The organism is Nocardioides marmoraquaticus (assembly GCF_054777915.1).
This window is the reverse complement of record NZ_BAAHAA010000010.1, coordinates 1-19,514: the sequence shown is the minus strand read 5'-3', so window position 1 is coordinate 19,514 and position 19,514 is coordinate 1. Positions and strand designations below refer to the sequence as shown.

Below are 19,514 nucleotides of genomic sequence, written 5' to 3'. Positions count from 1 at the left end.
CGTCGCAGGACAGATAGCCTGGGCGGCATGAGCCTGCCTGCCGCACCCTTCGGCCGAATGCTGACCGCGATGGTCACGCCCTTCGACGACGACGGGGCGGTCGACCTCGACGGCGTGGCGAAGGTCGCGGCCCACCTCGTCGACCACGGCCACGACGGCGTCGTCGTCAGCGGCACCACGGGCGAGTCGCCGACCACCACGGTCGCCGAGGACACCGAGATCCTGCGGGCCGTCAAGGACGCCGTGGGTGACCGCGGCAGCGTCGTGGCCGGGGTCGGCACCAACGCCACCGCCCACTCCGTCGAGCTCGCCGCGCAGGCCGAGAAGGTCGGCGTCGACGCCGTGCTGCTGGTCGCGCCCTACTACAGCAAGCCCGGCGCGGCCGGCATGCTGCACCACTTCACCGAGGTCGCCCACGCGTGCGACCTGCCGGTGATGCTCTACGACGTGCCCGGGCGCACCGGCCAGGCGATCTCGCTGCCCACCTACGAGGCCGCCCGGCGGCTCGACAACGTCACCACCGTCAAGTCCGCCACGGGCGACCCCACCCAGACCATCGCGCTGCGTCAGCTCGGCTACGAGGTCTACTGCGGCGACGACGCCCTGCTGCTCGGCTACCTCGCCCACGGTGCGTGCGGCCTGGTGTCGGTGGCTGGCCACGTCGCCGGCCGCGAGCTCGGCCGCGTCATCGAGCAGTACGACGCCGACGACCCGGGTGGCGCGCTCGAGACGTTCACGGCGCTGGTGCCCGTGGTCACGGCGGTCATGGGGGTGCCCAACTACGGCGCGACCACCGCCAAGGCGGCGATGCAGCTGCTCGGCGTCACCGGCAACCGTCACGTGCGGGGGCCGCTGGTCGCGCTCGACGACGACGAGGTCGCGGCGCTCCGCGCCGCCCTGGAGACGGCGGGCCTGCTGTGAGCCACGCCCACCCCGAGCTGTCGTCGCCCCCGGCGCTGCCCTCCGACGGCCTGCGGGTCGTCGCGCTCGGCGGCCTCGGCGAGGTCGGCCGCAACATGACGGTCTTCGAGCACGCCGGCCGTCTGCTGGTCGTCGACTGCGGCGTGCTGTTCCCCGAGGAGAACCACCCCGGCGTCGACCTGATCCTGCCCGACTTCGACTTCATCCGTGACCGCCTCGACCGGGTCGAGGCGCTGGTGCTGACCCACGGCCACGAGGACCACGTGGGAGCCGTGCCCTACCTGCTGCGCGAGCGCGGGGACATCCCGCTGGTCGGCTCCAACCTCACGCTGGCGCTGGTCGGCTCCAAGCTGCGCGAGCACCGCCTGCGCGACACCGTCAAGGCGATCGTGTCCGAGGGCGACCGGCTCTCCTTCGGGCCCTTCGACCTCGAGTTCGTGGCGGTCAACCACTCCATCCCCGACGCGCTCGCCGTGATGATCCGCACCCCTGCCGGCAACGTGCTGCACACCGGCGACTTCAAGATGGACCAGCTGCCGCTCGACGGCCGCATCACCGACCTGCGGGCCTTCGCCCGGCTGGGGGAGGAGGGGGTCGACCTCTTCCTGACCGACTCCACCAACGCCGAGGTGCCGGGCTTCACCACCTCCGAGGAGCAGATCGGCCCCGTCCTCGACAACGTCTTCCGCACCAGCCAGGGCCGACTGATCGTGGCCTGCTTCGCCTCGCACGTGCACCGGGTGCAGCAGGTGATGGACGCCGCCGCGGCCCACGGCCGCAAGGTCGCCTACGTCGGACGCTCGATGGTGCGCAACATGGGCATCGCCCGTGACATGGGCTACCTCACGGTGCCGCCCGACCTGCTGGTCGACGCCAAGCAGCTGGCCGACATGCCTCCCGAGAAGGTCGTCATGATCTCGACCGGCTCGCAGGGCGAGCCGATGTCGGCGCTGTCGCGGATCGCGCAGCGCAACCACAACTTCGTCTCCATCGAGCCCGACGACACGGTGGTGCTGGCCTCGTCGCTGATCCCCGGCAACGAGAACGCCGTCTACCGCGTCATCAACGGGCTGTCGCGGCTCGGCGCGCGCGTCGTGCACAAGGGCAACGCCCTGGTCCACGTGAGCGGGCACGCCAGCGCGGGCGAGCTGCTCTACTGCTACAACATCGTGCGGCCGCGCAACGTGATGCCGGTGCACGGCGAGATCCGGCACATGCTCGCCAACGCGGCGCTGGCCCGCAAGACCGGGGTCCCGGCCGACCGCGTCGTGGTGGCCGAGGACGGCGTGGTCGTCGACCTCGTCGACGGACGTGCCTACATCACCGGCAAGGTCGACTGCGGCTACGTCTTCGTCGACGGCAGCTCGGTGGGCGACCTCACCGAGAGCTCCCTCAAGGACCGCCGCATCCTGGGCGAGGAGGGGTTCATCTCGGTCGTCGTGGTGGTCGACTCCCAGACCGGCAAGGTCGTCAGCGGTCCCGAGATCCACGCGCGCGGGTTCGCCGAGGACGACACCACGTTCGACGCCATCCGCCAGCCCATCGTCGACGCGCTCGACCGGGCCCGGCAGGAGGGGGTCGACGACACCTACCAGCTGCAGCAGACCATCCGGCGCACCATCGGCCGCTGGGTCAGTGGCACGCACCGTCGCCGGCCGATGATCATCCCGGTCGTCCTCGAGGCGTAGCGGGGTCCGCGTGCAGTGGTCTAGGCCGGTGGGGCGTCCGGGGGGAGCGCTGCCCGTTCGTCCGGACGAATGCGACATCCCCGCCTACACTGGACATGCGCGATCGACCCACGCCCAGCCCCGGGTCGCCCGTGCGTCCCTCGGGTGCCGCCCACCGAGCCCCTCGGCGCCTACGCTCACGTCCATCCTCGTCGGAGCCCACGGCGAGCACCGCGCACGCTGCACCTGAGAGCCAGGCCCATGCAACTCACCGAGTCGCCTCGCGCCGAGGGGATCCGACGGCTGTACGAGCTGATGCTGCGCGTGAACGCCTCGACCGACCTCTCCGAGGTGCTCGACGAGATCGCCCGCGGCGTGGTCGAGGTGCTCGGCTACGGCATCGCGGCCATCGCCCGCCTCGAGGGCGAGGTGTTCGTCATGACGACGGTGGCGGGCTCGGAGGAGGTGCGCGAGCAGATCATCGGCCGTCGTACGCCGGTGGCCTCGATCTTCAACGAGTTCGCGCAGGCCGACGAGTGGGGCGTGCTGCGCTTCGTGCCGCACGACCGGATGCCCGACGCCCTCGAGGAGTCGGCCTGGGTGCCCGAGTTCGAGCCCGACGCCGGCCCCGACGCCTGGCACCCGCTCGACGCGCTCTACGCCCCGCTCTACTCCGCCACGGGCCAGCTGCTCGGCAACATGTCGGTCGACCTGCCGCCGGGCAACCGCATCCCGAACCGCGAGGAGCGCGAGCTGCTCGAGATGTTCGTGGTGCAGGCGGGCCTGGCGATGTACAACGCCCAGCAGCGCGAGCGCCTCGGCGACCAGGTGCGCATGGGCGAGATGCTGCGGGCCGTCTCCTCGGCGGGGCAGCTGGCCTCGCTCGACGTCTCGCTGCGCGAGGCGGCCCAGGCCATCGGGCGCGGCCTGCGCACCGAGCACCTGTGGATCCGCTGCTTCCCCAGCGGTGACGTCACGCAGGTCGACGGCACGGCGGCCTGGCCGGTCGACGACGTCGAGCCCTCGCCCGGCACCGTCCTGGTGCTCCACCAGCTCGCGCTGCGGGCGTCCCGGCTGGGCCGGCCCCTCGTCATCGCCGCCGGCAGCGCGCTCGACCTCGACACGGGCCTGCCCGCCGAGCAGGTCGCCGACCTGCGTGCGCTGGTGCAGGAGCACCGCGAGGCCGCGGTGCTGCTCGCCCCGCTCAGCGTCGGCCGCGAGGTGCTCGGCTACGTCCTGCTGGCCCGCGAGCTCGACCGGCCGTGGAGCCTCGACGAGCAGCACGCCGTCATGGAGGCGGGCCGCACCCTCGGGCGCGTGGTGCTCAACGCCCGCCTCTACGACCGCGAGCGCCAGCTGGTGGGCGAGCTGCAGGAGCTCGACCGCTACAAGGGCGAGCTCATCGCCACCATCAGCCACGAGCTCAAGACCCCGCTGACCTCGATCATCGGCCACGTCGAGCTGCTCGAGGACCTCGACACCGGCATCGACTCCGTCGACGCCATCTCGCGCAACGCGGGCCGGCTCAACCGGCTGGTGCAGAACCTCCTCAACTACTCCCAGCTGCAGGACCGCCGCACCTCCGTACGACGCCCGGTCGACGTATGGTCCCTGGCCGAGCAGACGATCGACCTGGTGGCCATGTCGGCCGAGCAGGGCGACGTCGACGTGCGGCTCGAGCCCGCCGACCCCGACGAGCCCCCCGTCGAGGTCAACGCCGACCCCGACGAGCTGGGCAAGGTGCTCGACAACCTCGTCGGCAACGCCGTGAAGTACACCCAGTCCGGCGGCTGGGTGCGGGTCCGGATCCTCTCCGAGGGCCACTACGCCGTCGTCGAGGTCGCCGACGACGGGCTCGGCATCTCCGCAGCCGACCAGGTGCAGCTGTTCTCGGCGTTCCACCGCTCCAGCAACCCCGAGGCGCTGTCGATCCCCGGCACCGGCCTGGGCCTGGCGATCTCGCGCCGCATCGCGCAGATGCACGGCGGCGAGATCACCGTGGCCTCCGAGCTGGGCAAGGGCAGCACCTTCCGGCTGCGCGTGCCGCTGCTCGGCGGCGACGACGGGCCCTGACCTCGGCCTGACTCGCGGCCTGACTCGCGGCCTGGCTCGCGGCCCGACTCCCGGCCGGTCCGGTCGGCGTGTGACGCCAGGGGCAGGAGTGGCGCGCCGGTAGTTTGGCGAGCATGGCGACCCGTACGTCTTCCCCGGCGGCGTCGCGCAGCAAGGCCGGTGGCTCCAAGGCTGGTGGCTCGAGCACGCGCAGCCGATCGTCGGGGACCCAGAGGAAGACCCCCGCGAAGGCTCCGGCGAAGCGCAGCAGCGGCGCGCGCGGGGGTGCCAAGCGCGTCCCGCCGCGTGCCGTCCGCAGTGGTCCGGGGCCGGTCTCACGACTGTCCTGGGCCGTCGGACGTGCCGTGTTCGCCGCCTGGCTGGGCCTGGCCCACGCGGTCGGGGGCGGCGTGCGCCGCATCGGCCACACCGCCGCCGAGCTCGAGCCCGAGCAGCGTCGCGACGGCGCCGGCCTGCTGCTGATCGGTCTCGCCGTGGTGGTCGCCGCCGCGGTGTGGTGGCAGCTGCCGGGCGGCATCGGCGAGGTCGTCCGGGCGGTCGTCGCCGGCTCGGTCGGCGTGGTCGCCTACCTGGTGCCCGTGCTCCTCGGTGTCGTCGCCTGGCGCAACCTGCGCGACCCCGAGCACAACGGCCCCGTGGGTCGGCAGGTGATCGGCTGGCTGGCGCTGCTGTTCGGCGTGCTCGGCCTGGTCCACCTCGCCAACGGCTCGCCCGCCCCGGTCGCCGGTGACACCGGCCCGCTCCAGGACGCCGGCGGGGCGCTCGGCTACGTCGTGGCCAAGCTGCTCACCGACCTGCTCCAGACGCCGTACGTCGTCGCGCCGCTGCTGGCGCTGCTCGCGTTCTTCGGCCTCCTCGTCATCACCGCCACCCCGGTGCACCAGGTGCCCGCCCGGCTGCGCGAGCTGGGGGAGCGGCTGACGGGCGTCCCGCCGCACGACGTCGACGGTGAGGACGCCCCGGCCCGCGGGCGTCGTACCGACCTCGACATCGACCCCGACATGGGTGACCCCGCCTACGACAGCCCCGTGCTGGAGGACCGCGAGGTCGGCAGGCGCCGCCGTCGCGGCAAGGTCGAGCCCGACCAGGTCGACGTGCCCCTCCACGACCCCGCCATGCCGTTCGACGCTGTCGCCGACGCTTTGGCCGAGGGCCACGACGACGCCGCGGGCAAGGAGTCGCTCGAGCCGCCGCCGCACACCCCGCTGCCCGAGCGCGTCGAGCAGCTCGCGCTCTCGGGCGACATCACCTACACCCTGCCGACCAGCGAGATCCTCAAGCCCGGCTCGGTGCACAAGGCCCGCTCGAAGGCCTCCGACGACGTGGTGAGCCGCCTGACCCAGGTGCTCGAGGAGTTCGACATCGACGCCCAGGTCACGGGCTACACCCGCGGCCCGACGGTGACCCGCTACGTCGTCGAGCTCGGTCCGGCGGTCAAGGTCGAGAAGATCACCGGCATCCAGAAGAACATCGCCTACGCGGTGGCCTCGGCCGACGTGCGGATCCTCAGCCCGATCCCGGGCAAGTCGGCGGTCGGCATCGAGATCCCCAACAGCGACAAGGAGATCGTCAGCCTCGGCGACGTGCTGCGCAGCCCCGTCGCCCGCAACGACCAGCACCCGATGGTCGCCGGCCTCGGCAAGGACGTCGAGGGCGGCTTCGTGGTCGCCAACCTGGCCAAGATGCCCCACCTGCTCGTCGCCGGCGCCACCGGCTCGGGCAAGTCGTCGTTCATCAACTCGATGATCACCTCGCTGCTGATGCGGGCCACGCCCGACGAGGTGCGGATGATCATGGTCGACCCCAAGCGGGTCGAGCTGAACGCCTACGAGGGCGTGCCGCACCTGATCACGCCGATCATCACCAACCCCAAGAAGGCGGCCGAGGCGCTGCAGTGGGTCGTGCGCGAGATGGACCTGCGCTACGACGACCTCGCCAACTTCGGCTTCCGCCACGTCGACGACTTCAACAAGGCGGTGCGCGCCGGCAAGGTGCAGGTGCCGCCGGGCAGCGAGCGGGTGCTGGCGCCGTACCCCTACCTGTGCGTCATCGTCGACGAGCTCGCCGACCTGATGATGGTCGCGCCGCGCGACGTCGAGGACGCCATCGTGCGCATCACCCAGCTCGCGCGCGCCGCCGGCATCCACCTGATCCTCGCCACCCAGCGGCCCTCGGTCGACGTGGTGACCGGCCTGATCAAGGCCAACGTGCCGTCGCGGCTCGCCTTCGCCACCAGCTCGCTCGCCGACAGCCGGGTCATCCTCGACCAGCCGGGCGCCGAGAAGCTGGTCGGCCAGGGTGACGGGCTGTTCCTGCCGATGGGGTCCAGCAAGCCGCTGCGCGTGCAGGGCTCCTGGGTCACCGAGGCCGAGATCGCCCAGGTGGTCGCGGCCTGCAAGCAGCAGCTCGAGCCCAGCTACCGAGAAGACGTCACCGCCCCGGCGGCGTCGAAGCGCGAGCTCGACGACGACATCGGCGACGACATGGAGCTCGTGGTGCAGGCCATCGAGCTGGTCGTCTCCACGCAGTTCGGCTCGACCTCGATGCTGCAGCGCAAGCTGCGCGTCGGGTTCGCCAAGGCAGGTCGCCTGATGGACATCCTCGAGAGCCGCGGCGTCGTCGGCCCGAGCGAGGGGTCGAAGGCCCGCGACGTGCTGATCAAGCCCGACGACCTCGACGAGGTCGTCGCCGCCATCCAGGGGGAGCAATGAGCACCACGCACCACGAGCCCGGTCCCGATGCCACCCGCGTCAGCGACGTCACCGACGACCAGGGGCTCGTCGAGCACGACCTAGCCGAGGGCGGCGGCCCCGTCAGCGTGTCCGTCCACCACGACGTGCGCTGGCCGGTGCTGGTCGCGCTCGCGTGCGCCGTGCTCACCGTGCTCGGCTTCTCGCGCGCGCTCTCGAGCGGCGACCCGCTCGACTGGGCGGTCACGGCGGTGCCGGCCCTGGTCGGGGTGCTGATGCTCGCGCTGCTGCGCGACGCCCGCGCCCCCCTGCTCGTCGCCGACGACGAGGGCGTGCGGGTGCGCCGCGGCGCCACCTGGACGGGGCTGCGCTGGAACGACGTCGCCTCCGTCGAGGTCCGCAGCCGCTCCGGGCTGCGCGACGGCTCCCTGGTGCTGCACCTGGTCGAGCCCGAGCCGACCGCCCTCGACGACGACGGCGAGCCGGTCGCCGCCGAGGTCCGCGCCCCCCGCGAGGTGAGCGTGCCGCTCGGCGTCGGCACCCGCACCGAGGTCGAGGGCCTCAGCGGCAACCTCGTCGAGGACCTCGCCTCCCTGGCCGCCGACCGGGTCCCCGTGCGCGTGATCGCGGCGCCCGAGCCTGCGCTCGAGCCGGAGCCCGAGCCGGAGCCGGTGCTGCAGGCCGAGGAGCCGGTCGAGGAGCCGGTGGAGCAGCCGGTCCGCACGGAGGCGGCGGTCGAGCCCGACGATGTCGTCACCGAGCAGATCCAGGTCGTCGTCCTGCCCAGCGGCCGCGACGACGTGCTCCCCGAGCAGCTCGGCCCCGACGACGCGGCCGACACCGCTCTGGAGCCCACCGTCGACGTGACCGACGGGATGGTCGAGCGCGACGAGGCCCCGGGCGAGCCCACCGAGGGCGTGGCGCCCGCGGCGCCGTACGTCGCCGGCCTCGAGCCCACGCGCCCGACCCGCGGTGCCGCGCGCGCCGAGGTGGTGCGCGAGGGCGCCCGCCGGCTGCCCGACCCGCCCGCGATCCCGGCGCAGCGCAGCTCGGGCGTCGAGGTGGTGACCGCTCGCATCGAGGACGTCGTGGCCGAGACCGGCCCGCAGCCGGCCGCCGACCCCGTCATCGGGCCGGTCGTCGCCGCCGCTCGTCATCGCGCCCGGCTCTCCATCGACACCCTGAGCGAGCGCACCCGGATCCGTCCGCACGTGCTCGAGTGCATCGAGGTCGACGACTTCGCCCCGTGCGGCGGCGACTTCTACGCCCGCGGCCACCTCCGCACGCTGGCCCGGGTCTTCGGTCTCGACGCCGACGAGCTCGTCGCGTCGTACGACGCCCACTACGCCCAGCCCGAGATCGAGGCCAAGCAGGTCTTCGAGGCCGAGCTCGCCAGCGGCGTGGGCGGCGGGCTGCGCACCACCTCCACCGGGCCCCGGTGGAGCCTGCTGGCCGCCTCGGTGCTGCTGCTCGTCGGCATCTGGGGCACCGCCCGCGTCTTCGCCGACGACCCCCAGGAGCTGGTCAGCCCCGCTCCCGACGTCGTCGACACGGCCGGTCTCGCCGGTGACGACGGTGAGGCGCCGACGCTGGCCCTGGCAGCGATCAACGTCACGGCGACGGGGGCGAGCCCCCAGGTGGTGGTCCGCGACGCCGAGGGCAAGATCCTGTGGTCGGGCCAGCTCGGCGAGGGCCAGTCGACGCAGGTCATCGGCACCGCGCCGTTCGACGTGACGGCCAGCAACGGCCAGGCGGTGCAGGTGGAGTACCTCGGCAAGGACCGCGGCACGGTGGGTGACAGCGAGGCGGCCGACAACCGTCGATTCGGATGAGCCATGGCGGGTCGGTCATACTCGACCACGGCCATGACGACTCCTGCTGACACCACCACCGCCCCGTCTGACGCAGCTCCCGGCGGCACCACGACCGTCGCGCTCGTGCGCCTCGGGTGCGCCCGCAACGACGTCGACGCCGAGGAGCTGGCCGGCCGGCTGGAGGCCGGGGGGTTCGCCCTCGTCGACGACCCCGCCGACGCGGAGGCCGTGGTGGTCAACACCTGCGGCTTCGTCGAGCAGGCCAAGAAGGACTCCGTCGACACGCTGCTCGCCGCCGCCGACCTGAAGGACGACGGCCGCACCCGCGCCGTGGTCGCGGTCGGGTGCCTGGCCGAGCGCTACGGCTCCGAGCTGGCCGACTCGCTGCCCGAGGCCGACGCCGTGCTCGGGTTCGACGCCTACCCCGACGTCGCCGAGCGGCTGCGCGGCATCCTCGACGGGGAGCGGCCCGAGGCCCACACGCCGACCGACCGGCGCCTGCTGCTGCCGATCAGCCCGGTCGACCGCGCTGCCGCCGAGGCCTACCAGCCCGGCCACGGCGAGCGCCGCCGCCTCGACGACGCGCCGTGGGCCTCGCTCAAGCTCGCCTCCGGGTGCGACCGCCGGTGCAGCTTCTGCGCCATCCCGAGCTTCCGCGGCTCCTTCGTGTCGCGCCGACCCACCGACGTGGTGGCCGAGGCCCGCTGGCTGGCCGAGCAGGGCGTGCGCGAGCTGTTCTGCGTCAGCGAGAACTCCACCTCCTACGGCAAGGACCTCGGCGACCTGCGGCTGCTCGAGGCGCTGCTGCCCGAGCTGGCCGCCGTGCCCGGCATCGAGCGGGTGCGGGCGTCGTACCTGCAGCCGGCCGAGATGCGACCCGGCCTGGTGCGCACCATCGGGGCCACCGACGGTGTCGCGGCCTACTACGACCTGTCGTTCCAGCACGCGTCGGGCCCCGTGCTGCGGCGGATGCGTCGCTTCGGCGACGCCGAGCAGTTCCTCGGGCTGCTGGAGCAGGCGCGCGCGGTCGCCCCGCTGGCCGGGGCCCGGTCCAACTTCATCGTCGGGTTCCCGGGCGAGAGCGAGGCCGACCTCGAGGTGCTGTGCGACTTCCTGGCCGAGGCCCGGCTCGACGCGATCGGTGTCTTCGGCTACTCCGACGAGGACGGCACCGAGGCCAAGGGGTTCGGCGACAAGCTCGACCCCGACGAGGTCGCGGCCCGCACCGCCCACGTCAGCGAGCTGGTGGAGGAGCTGGTCGCCCAGCGCGCCGAGGAGCGCCTCGGCGAGCAGGTGCGGGTGCTCGTCGAGCGTGCCGAGCCCGGGCCCGACGGCCTCGAGGTCGAGGGGCGCGCCGAGCACCAGGGCCCCGAGGTCGACGGCACCACCACCGTGCGCGGCGTGCCCGCGGGCGTGCGGGTCGGTGACATGATCACCGCGACGGTCGTGGCCACCGAGGGCGTCGACCTGGTCGCCGAGCCGCAGGACGGGGGAGAGTCGTGAGCCACGACGCCGCCCCCCGCCAGAGCAACTGGAACGTCCCCAACGCCCTGACGCTGCTCCGCATCGTCGTCGTGCCGTTCTTCGCGTGGGCACTGCTGGTCGACGGCGGCAGCGACACGACGTGGCGCTGGGTGGCGTTCGCGCTGTTCGCCGGGGCGATGGCCACCGACAAGATCGACGGCGACCTCGCCCGCAAGCACGGCCTGGTCACCGACTTCGGCAAGATCGCCGACCCCATCGCCGACAAGGCCATCACCGGCATGGCCCTCATCGGCCTGGCGATCGTCGCCGACTTCCTGCCGGCCTGGCTGTGGTGGACCGTCGCCGTCGTCGTGCTGGTGCGGGAGTGGTCGGTGACCTTCGCGCGGCTGTCCATCGCGAAAGACGTCGTGATGCCGGCCAAGCAGAGCGGCAAGGTCAAGACCACGCTGCAGGGCCTGGCGCTCGGCGGCTTCGTGGCGCCCTTCGGCCTCTACGACGGCGCCTGGTCCTGGCTGGTCCTCCTCTGGTGGGCCTCGGCGATCGCGCTGGCCGGCGCGGTCGTGCTCACGATCACCTCGGGGCTGGAGTTCGCCCGCGACGTCGTCGCCCACCGCCGCTCGCGCAGCGGCCTCGGCGCCTGACGCCCGCCAGGTGCACGTCGGTGTCAGGTCTGGGTCGTTGCAGCACCCGCCGGACGACCGAGACCTGGCAGCGAGCAGCCGCGACGGCTCAGTCGGCCCGCTGGCGGTCGCGGTGGGCGCGGACGTGCTCGCGGTTGCCGCAGCCGGGCGCGCCGCCCTTCGTGGCTCGCTGCGCTCGCACCTCAGGGAGCGGGCGTGCTCCTTCGGACGGCGCGAACCTCAGGGAGCGGGCCCGCACCTTCGGGGAGCGCACACCTCGGGCAGCACGCCGCTCCCTGAGGAGCCCGCGAGGCACGAGTGGGCGTCACGAAGGGCGCCGTACGTCAGTCGGCCCGCTGGCGGTCGCGGTAGGCACGAGCGGGCGTCACGAAGGGCGCCGTACGTCAGTCGGCCCGCTGGCGGTCGCGGTAGGCGCGGACGTGCTCGCGGTTGCCGCAGCCGTCCTCGCAGAAGCGGCGGGAGCGGTTGCGGGACAGGTCGACCACGACGTTGTCGCAGTCCTCGCCCGCGCAGCGCTTGAGCCGGTCGAGCTCGCCGGCGCGGACCACGTCGGTGAAGGCCATCGCGGCCTCGACCAGCATCCGCTGGTCGAGCGGGGCGTCGCTCGGCACGGCGTGGAAGTGCCAGCCGAGGCCGTCGTGGTCGACGAGCTGGGGGAGGGCGTGCTCCTCGGCCAGCGTCCGGTTGACCTCGTCGACGAGGTCGCCCTCGTCGAGGTCCCACCACGTCCTCAGCCGGGGCCGCAGGGCGCGGACGCGCGCGAGCTCGTCGTCGTCGCCCCGCCGGTTGCCCGACCAGCGGAAGTCGTCGAGGTAGCGCACCAGCTGCTCGCGCGAGGTCAGCACGTCACCGTCGTCGCTCGTCTCGCTGTTGACGAGGTCGGCGGCCGCGCGCAGCGCCAGCTCGGTGTCAGCACCGAACGTCATGTTGACTCCTGTCGTCGGTTGTTCCTAGAGTAATCGGTGTCAGGCAATTTGACTCCTGACACCCTGATCGACGTCGACCCCTCGAAGGGTGGTGACCCATGTCCGCCTCCACCTCGACCACCGTGGCCCCCGCGCGCCACGGCTCGGCCGGCCTGGTGGCCGCGCTCGTCGCGGCGGCCGCGTTCGGCTCGTCCGGCGCCTTCGCCAAGAGCCTGCTGGAGACAGGCTGGACCCCCGGGTCCGCGGTCTTCGTGCGCATCGCCGGCGCCGCCGCCCTGCTGCTGGTGCCCACCGTGCTCGCGATGCGGGGTCACTGGCACCTGCTGCGACGTGGCTGGCCGCAGGTGCTGGTCTACGGCGGCAGCGCGGTCGCGCTGCCCCAGGCGGCGTACTTCTTCGCGGTGCAGCACCTCTCCGTCGGGGTGGCGCTGCTGCTGGAGTACCTCGGACTGCTGCTCGTGGTCGTCTGGGTGAGCCTGTCGCAGCGGCGGCTGCCCAGCCGCGCCACGCAGCTCGGCGTCGTGCTGGCGGTGGCCGGCCTGGTGCTGGTGCTCGACCTGCCCGGCCTGCTGCTGAGCGGCGAGACGTCGTTCAGCCTCGTCGGCCTGGGCTGGGGACTGCTGGCCGCGGTGGGGCTCGCGTCGTTCTTCGTGCTCTCGAGCAGCAGCCACGAGGCCTCGCTGCCCCCGATGGCGCTCGCGGGGGGCGGCCTGCTCGCGGCGACCGTGCTGTTCGCGGTGCTCGGGGTGACCGGGCTGCTGCCGATGACCTTCGCCACCGACGACGTCGCGCTCGCCGGCCTCAGCCTGCCCTGGTGGGTGCCGGTGCTGGAGCTCGCCGCCGTGGCCGCGGCGACGGCGTACGTCGCCGGCATCTGGGCCGCGCGCTGGCTCGGCGCCACCGTCGCGTCGTTCCTGGGGCTGGGCGAGGTGCTGTTCGCGGTGCTCTTCGCCTGGCTGCTGCTCTCCGAGCTGCCCACCCTGGTGCAGCTCGCGGGCGGGGCTCTGGTGCTCGCCGGGGTGGTCGTCGTCCGGCTTGAGCAGGTGCGCGCCGACGCCCGCAGGGCGCACGAGACCGCCGGCGCCCCGACCGACACCGGTCACGTGCTCGCCGGCTGAGCCGCCCCACGCCCTAGCCTGGGGCGATGGCCGAGGAGCAGCCCGACGAGGCGACCGAGGCGGTGCTCGCCGCCGCCGAGGAGCTGTACGCCGGCCCGGTCGACGCGTTCGTGCCGCGGCGCACCGCGCTGGCCAAGGAGGTCGCCGCCGCCCACGACAAGGCCACGGGCCAGCGCGTCACCCGGCTCAAGAAGCCCTCGACGGCAGCCTGGGCGGTCAACCTGCTGGTGCGCCGCGAGGCCGAGCAGATCGACCAGGTGCTCGGCCTCGCCGAGTCGTTGCGAGCCGCTGCCGAGGCCCTCGACGGCGCTGAGCTGCGGGCCCTGACCAAGCAGCGTTGGCAGCTCACCACCGCGCTCGCCACCACCGCCCGCCGTCGTGCTGCCGACGCCGGCACCCGGCTCTCCGAGGCCGTGGTCGACCAGGTCGAGGGCGTGCTGACCGCCGCCATGCTCGACCCGGTGGCGGCCCGGGTGGTGCGCACCGGGCGGGTGCTGACCGCCTTCGGCGCCACCGGGATGAGCGAGGTCGACCCGGAGGCGGTCGTTGCCGTTCCCGAGGCGCTCGGGCGCACCGCCGTCGCCGCGGCCGGCGACGACGACGACGACGAGCCTGCCGCTCCGCCGTCGCTCACCCTCGTGCACGACGACGGCGCCCGTCTCCGCGAGGCCGAGGAGGCGCTCGAGGAGGCCGAGCAGGAGGTGGAGGCGGCCGAGTCCGAGCGCGACGAGGTGCGCGCCTCCGTGCAGGACCTCGACGCCCGGCGGCTGCAGCTGCGTGGCGAGGTCGACGAGCTGCGCCGCCGCGTGGCCGAGCTCGAGGACCAGGCCGACGAGGTCGACGACGAGCACGAGGAGGCCTCGGCCGCGCTCGACGACGCCGAGCACGTGCTCGCCGAGGCCCGCGAGGTCGCCGACAGGGCCCGCCGGGCGGTCGAGGAGCTCCGCTAGCCGCCGAGCGTCGGTGCGCCGGCGTACGGTGCCGAGATGGCCGGCCCGACCCCCACTCCCGTGATCGACCCAGCCGCGCCCGACCAGGCCGAGCTGCTGCTCCGCTACCTGCAGCGGGCCCGCGAGCAGCTGCTCGCCACGCTCGACGGGCTGACCGAGCACGACGTGCGTCGTCCGCTCACGCCGACCGGCACCAGCCTGCTGGGGCTCGTCAAGCACGTCGCGACGGTCGAGGCGGGCTACCTCGGCGAGCGCGTCGGCAGGCCGTTCCCCGAGCCGATCGCCTGGGACACCGAGGCGGCGTACGACGACGGTCTCGACATGTTCGCCGCGGCCGACGAGACCCGGGAGCAGCTGACGGGGCTCTACCGGCGGGTCTGGGAGCACAGCGACGCGTCCGTGCGCGCGCTCGGTCTCACGGCGCCCGCGCGGGTGCCGTGGTGGCCGGCCGAGCGCCGCGAGACCACGCTCGGGTGGCTGCTGGTGCACCAGCTCGACGAGACGGCGCACCACGCCGGGCACGCCGACATCCTGCGCGAGGGCCTCGACGGGGCGACGGCCCACGGCGGCGACGGTCGCGACCCCGCCTGGTGGCCGGCCCACCTCGCCCGCGTCCAGGCCGCCGCCGACGCCCACGCCTGAGTGCTCTCGACCCGTCCCCGCATGTGTGGAACGATCCAATGCGTTTGAGCCCCCAGACCGAGGAGAGCAGATGCGCGTCGGAGTCCTGACCGGAGGCGGGGACTGCCCCGGCCTCAACGCCGTCATCCGGGCCGTCGTCCGCAAGGGCGTCGGGGAGTACGGCTACGACTTCGTCGGGTTCCGCGACGGCTGGAAGGGCCCGCTCGAGGGTGTCACCACCGAGCTCGGCATCGCGCAGGTGCGCGGCATCCTGCCCCGCGGCGGCACCATCCTCGGCTCCTCGCGCACCAACCCCTTCAAGGTCGAGGGCGGCGTCGAGCAGATCAAGAAGAACCTCGCCGACCTCGGCGTCGACGCGCTCGTCGCCATCGGCGGCGAGGACACCCTCGGTGTCGCGACCAAGCTGCACGACCTCGGTGTCAACGTCGTCGGCGTGCCCAAGACGATCGACAACGACCTCAACGCCACCGACTTCACCTTCGGCTTCGACACCGCCGTCAACATCGCGATGGAGGCCATCGACCGCCTGCACACGACGGCCGAGTCCCACCACCGGGTGCTCGTCGTCGAGGTCATGGGCCGTCACGCGGGCTGGATCGCGCTGCACTCCGGGATCGCCGGTGGCGCCAACGTCGTGCTGATCCCCGAGCAGCCCTTCGACATCGAGCAGGTCTGCGCCCACGTCGAGGCCCGCTTCGAGAAGCAGTACGCCCCCATCATCGTCGTCTCCGAGGGCGCGGTGCCGAGGGAGACCGAGGGCGAGGACGGCATGACGCTGGTCTCCGGCGAGAAGGACGCCTTCGGCCACGTGCGTCTCGGCGGCATCGGCGACCGGCTCGCCAAGGAGATCGAGGACCGCACCGGCAAGGAGGCCCGCGCGGTCGTCCTCGGCCACGTGCAGCGCGGCGGCACCCCGACCGCCTTCGACCGTTGGCTCGCGACCCGCTTCGGCCTGCACGCCATCGACGCCGTCCACGACGGCGACTTCGGCACCATGATGGCGCTGCGCGGCACCAACATCGCCCGCGTCCCCCTGGTCGAGGGCACCGGTGAGCTCAAGCTCGTCGACCCGCGCGAGTACGCCGAGGCCGAGGTCTTCTTCGGCTGACGCCGCGCCGGTGGTGCTTTTCGTTCGAAAAGCGCCACCGGGGCTGACCGCGAGAGCGAGCTAGCCGGCGAGGTGGGCCCAGTCGCGGCGGAGCCGAGACCAGGGGCCGTGGGCGGCGACGCGGCCGTCGCGGAGCACGACCACGGAGTCGGCCAGGGCGAGGGCGGCGGCCTTGGAGGTCGCGCCGAGCACGGTGGTGCCGCGGGCGCGCAGCGCCTGCCACAGCTCGATCTCGGTCGTCGCGTCGAGGGCGGAGCTGACGTCGTCGGCGAGGAGCAGCTCGGCGTCGGTGGCGAGCGCGCGGGCCAGGGCGAGGCGCTGCACCTGCCCGCCCGAGAGCCGTACGCCGCGGTGCCCGACGACGGCGTCCGGCCCGCCGGCCTCCTCGAGGTCGCGGCCGAGCCGGGCGTCGTCGACCGCGGGGTGCAGCGAGCGGTCGGCGTGGTCGAGCAGCACGTTGTCGGCGAAGGTGCCCGAGAGCACCCGGGGCACCTGGGCGACGTGGGCGACCCGACCGGGACGCAGGAAGGTCTCGGGGTCGTCGACCACGGTGTCGTTCCACCGGATCGTGCCGGTGTGCTCGACGAGGCCGGCCAACGACCCGAGCAGGCTCGACTTGCCCGATCCCACCTGCCCGACGACGAGCACGAGGTCGCCGCGGCGCAGCTCGAGGTCGACGTCGGCCACGCCGAGCGTGCCGTCGTCGTGGACCGCGGCGACGCGCTCGAGGCGGAGCCGCTCCAGCCGCTCGGTGGGAGCAGGCGCCGGCGGGGGAGCGGTGCCGGCGACCAGGTCGACCTGCGGCGGCAGAGCCATGAGGTCGCCGCCGCCGGCGAGCCGCGAGGTGACCCGGGCCCACTCGCGCACGCCCGGCGCCTCGGTGATGGCGCGGGCCGCGACCTGGCCGAACCAGCCGAACCCCGAGACCACGCTGGAGACGAGCAGCGCGGTGGCGAGGTCCCAGCCGCCGGCGAGCAGCACGCCCCAGGCGACCACGACGCCGACCTGCACCATGACCACTGGCACGCCCTCGAGCAGCGCGAGCACGCGGTGCTCGCGCACCGCGGCGTCGACCCGGCCGCCGTCGACGCGCGCGAGGTGGCGACGGGTGTCGTGGGTCGCGGCGGCGAGCTTGAGCGTGCGGGCCGAGTCGAGGCACGAGACCAGCGACCGGCCGAAGGCGGCCCGGCTCGCCGAGGCGCTGGCGGACGCGGCGCCGGCGCGCGGGGCGCCGAGGACCGAGGCCACGGCGGAGACGGCCATCACCGCCAGCAGCACCGTGCCGGCCCACACGTCGAGGCCCAGGGCCGCCGTCGCCACGGCGACGAGCAGGCCGTTGGTCACGTCGACCCACCGGTCGGCGTAGCGGGCGAGCCGGTCGGAGTCCATGGCCCGCGCCACGATCTCGCCGGGCGGGGTCCGGGGGAGCCGACGCTGCGCGGTCTGCCCGGCCAGCACCGAGGTGCGGACCCGCAGCATCACCGCGATCCACCACCGGGGGTAGCCGCGGATCGCCTGTGCGACGACCACAGGCGCGGCCAGCAGGGTCACGGCGACCAGGCCCACCCACCCCCAGGGCACGGTCCCGCCCTGCTCGAGCTGTTGCACGGCGCGGCCCCAGGCGAAGGCCGTGAGGGCGCCGTAGGCCCCGAGGAGCACGGCGAGGAGGAAGAGCGCGGCGGTGGCCAGGCCCCACCGCGGGTGGATCGACAGCACGCGCAGCGTCAGCCGGGCGAGCGAGAGCCCGCCGCCGGGCTCGGGCCGTGGCGGCGGCGTGGTGGTGCGGCGGGCGCCACCGATCGCGACCGGGCCCCCGGTCTCCGAGACGGGGGCGGGCGGGGCCTCGACCTCGGCGCCGTACCCCTCGGGGAAGCCGGCGGCCGTCAACAGGTCACGCAGCGGCCCGTCGACCTGGGCGAGCTCTCGCCGGGGCCCGTGCTGCGAGACCCGACCGGCCTCGAGCACGACCACGTCGTCGGCGCGGGCGATCGTCGAGAGCCGGTGGGCGACCAGGACGCCGGTGCGGCCGGCGAGCAGCCGGTCGGCGGCCCGCACGACCTGGGCCTCGGTGTGGGGGTCCATGCGCGCGGTCGCCTCGTCGAGCACGACGAGACGCACGTCGCGCACCAGCAGCCGGGCGAACGCGACCAGCTGCTCCTCGCCCGCCGACAGCGTCACGCCGCCGGGTCCGAGCGGGGTGTCGAGACCCTCGGGCAGGCCCGCGACCCAGCCCTCGAGGCCGAGCTCGGCGACGGCCGCCTCGACGCGGTCGCGCCCGACGTCGGCGAAGAGGGCGACGTTGTCGGCGAGCGACGCGGCCAGGACCTCGGTGCGCTGGCTGACCACGCCGACGGCTCGGCGCAGCGCGTCGAGGTCGACGTCGAGCACGTCGCGGCCGCCGAGCATCACCGAGCCGCGCTCGGGCTCGACGGCTCGCGAGAGCAGGGAGACCAGGGTCGACTTGCCGGAGCCGGTGCGGCCGACGACCGCGAGCGTGCGGCCGGCGCGCAGCCGCAGGTCGACGCCGTCGAGGGCGAGCCCGTGCCCGCCCGGGTAGCCGAAGCGCAGGTCGCGCAGCTCGAGGTCGAGCGAACCCTCGGGCAGGTCGAGCCCGCCCGCGGGCTCGGGCGGGGACTCGAGCAGCTGCCGCAGCCGCACCACGGCGCCGAGGCCCGCCTGCAGGTCGGGCAGCTGCTCGGCGAGCCGGGCCACCTGCCCCACGAAGGTCGAGGTGACGAGGAAGAGGGTGACGAGCGCACCCACTCCCAGGCGGTCGGCGGCCACGAGGGCCACTCCCGCGACCACGATGCCGGCCAGCAGGGCGTGCAGGACCAGCCCCGCGCGGCGGGTGACCCGCACCTCGACCCGCAGCACCTCGTCGAAGCGGGCGTGCACGGTCGCGGCCAGCTGGCCCGTACGGCGCAGCAGGTGCGGCCGCCCGAGGCTGGTGCGCAGGTCGTCGCGCCCGGCGATGCCCTCCTCCATGGCGGCGGCGTGGTCGGTCCAGGCCATCTCCTCGACCACGCGGCGGCGCCGGATCTCGGGCAGCATCCCCCGCACGGCCAGCAGCGCGACGGTCGCGGCGACGGGGAAGAGCACCCACATCGGCCACCACGTGACGCCGGCGACGACCCACAGCGGGAGCGACACCAGCGCGGTGCGCAGCGCCTCCCAGGCGGCCGTGCGCAGCAGGGTGCCGATCTCGTGGGTGTCGTCGTCGACCCGGTCGAGGACCTCGCCGACGGCCTGCTCCGAGAGCGCCGACAGCGGCTGCGCCAGCGCGGCGGTGACGAGGTCGGCCCGCAGCCCACCCTCGGCGCGGTCGACCACGACCGACCACACCACCCGGCCGGCGGTGTCGAGCAGGGCGCCGCCGACGACCGCCAGCGCGAGCAGCGCCACCAGCGCGCCCGTCGGCCCCTCCGCCAGCCGGCCGGCCAGCACGCTCCCGGCCGCCTGCCCGACGGCCCCGAGGGCGG

At 74.1% G+C, this 19,514-nt stretch carries 13 protein-coding genes; 11 read left to right on the top strand and 2 right to left on the bottom strand.

The genetic code is table 11. The features are described from left to right. The first annotated feature begins 27 nt into the window (after positions 1–27). The 7 genes from dapA to ACYU8I_RS09500 all read left to right on the top strand — a co-directional run bounded on the left by dapA (position 28) and on the right by ACYU8I_RS09500 (position 11,291). Positions 28–921, top strand: coding sequence for a 4-hydroxy-tetrahydrodipicolinate synthase (dapA, locus tag ACYU8I_RS09530; RefSeq protein ID WP_460839961.1), 894 nt, complete (start codon positions 28–30; stop codon positions 919–921). Continuing rightward, a complete protein-coding gene (locus ACYU8I_RS09525; protein WP_460839959.1) occupies positions 918–2,609 on the top strand; it encodes a ribonuclease J in 1,692 nt (563 codons plus the stop codon). Before dapA ends, ACYU8I_RS09525 begins: the two co-directional genes overlap by 4 nt. Positions 2,610–2,849: 240 nt before the next feature. Next, the gene (locus ACYU8I_RS09520) at positions 2,850–4,661 is read left to right on the top strand and encodes an ATP-binding protein (protein WP_460839958.1); all 1,812 of its coding nucleotides are present in this window, start codon (positions 2,850–2,852) and stop codon (positions 4,659–4,661) included. 113 nt (positions 4,662–4,774) lie between these two features. Next, positions 4,775–7,372: an FtsK/SpoIIIE family DNA translocase gene (locus tag ACYU8I_RS09515; RefSeq protein ID WP_460839955.1), complete on the top strand. Its 2,598-nt coding sequence runs from the start codon at positions 4,775–4,777 to the stop codon at positions 7,370–7,372. Beyond that, positions 7,369–9,183, top strand: coding sequence for a helix-turn-helix domain-containing protein (locus ACYU8I_RS09510; RefSeq protein ID WP_460839953.1), 1,815 nt, complete (start codon positions 7,369–7,371; stop codon positions 9,181–9,183). Before ACYU8I_RS09515 ends, ACYU8I_RS09510 begins: the two co-directional genes overlap by 4 nt. A gap of 33 nt (positions 9,184–9,216) precedes the next feature. Further along, the gene (locus ACYU8I_RS09505; protein WP_460839951.1) at positions 9,217–10,668 is read left to right on the top strand and encodes a MiaB/RimO family radical SAM methylthiotransferase; all 1,452 of its coding nucleotides are present in this window, start codon (positions 9,217–9,219) and stop codon (positions 10,666–10,668) included. Continuing rightward, a complete protein-coding gene (locus tag ACYU8I_RS09500; RefSeq protein WP_460839949.1) occupies positions 10,665–11,291 on the top strand; it encodes a CDP-alcohol phosphatidyltransferase family protein in 627 nt (208 codons plus the stop codon). Before ACYU8I_RS09505 ends, ACYU8I_RS09500 begins: the two co-directional genes overlap by 4 nt. 383 nt (positions 11,292–11,674) lie before the next feature. Here the strand turns inward: ACYU8I_RS09500 and ACYU8I_RS09495 are convergent, their stop codons facing one another. Then, positions 11,675–12,217 carry a CGNR zinc finger domain-containing protein gene (locus ACYU8I_RS09495; RefSeq protein ID WP_460839947.1) on the bottom strand — a complete coding sequence of 181 codons (543 nt, stop codon included), beginning with the start codon at positions 12,215–12,217 and terminating at the stop codon, positions 11,675–11,677. A gap of 98 nt (positions 12,218–12,315) precedes the next feature. On the opposite strand from ACYU8I_RS09495, the gene ACYU8I_RS09490 reads away from it, so the two are divergent. The 4 genes from ACYU8I_RS09490 (at position 12,316) to ACYU8I_RS09475 (ending at position 16,035) form a co-directional block, all read left to right on the top strand. Continuing rightward, positions 12,316–13,335 carry a DMT family transporter gene (locus ACYU8I_RS09490; protein ID WP_460839946.1) on the top strand — a complete coding sequence of 340 codons (1,020 nt, stop codon included), beginning with the start codon at positions 12,316–12,318 and terminating at the stop codon, positions 13,333–13,335. A gap of 26 nt (positions 13,336–13,361) precedes the next feature. After that, positions 13,362–14,285, top strand: coding sequence for a hypothetical protein (locus tag ACYU8I_RS09485; protein ID WP_460839944.1), 924 nt, complete (start codon positions 13,362–13,364; stop codon positions 14,283–14,285). 36 nt (positions 14,286–14,321) lie between these two features. Then, entirely contained in the window at positions 14,322–14,927 is a 606-nt protein-coding gene (locus ACYU8I_RS09480) for a DinB family protein (RefSeq protein WP_460839943.1), read from the top strand. Between the two features lie 70 nt (positions 14,928–14,997). Further along, entirely contained in the window at positions 14,998–16,035 is a 1,038-nt protein-coding gene (locus tag ACYU8I_RS09475) for a 6-phosphofructokinase (protein ID WP_460839939.1), read from the top strand. Between the two features lie 60 nt (positions 16,036–16,095). Here the strand turns inward: ACYU8I_RS09475 and ACYU8I_RS09470 are convergent. Continuing rightward, positions 16,096–19,514, bottom strand: a 3,419-nt coding sequence (locus ACYU8I_RS09470) for an ATP-binding cassette domain-containing protein (protein ID WP_460839938.1), incomplete at its 5' end; no start/stop codon positions are given.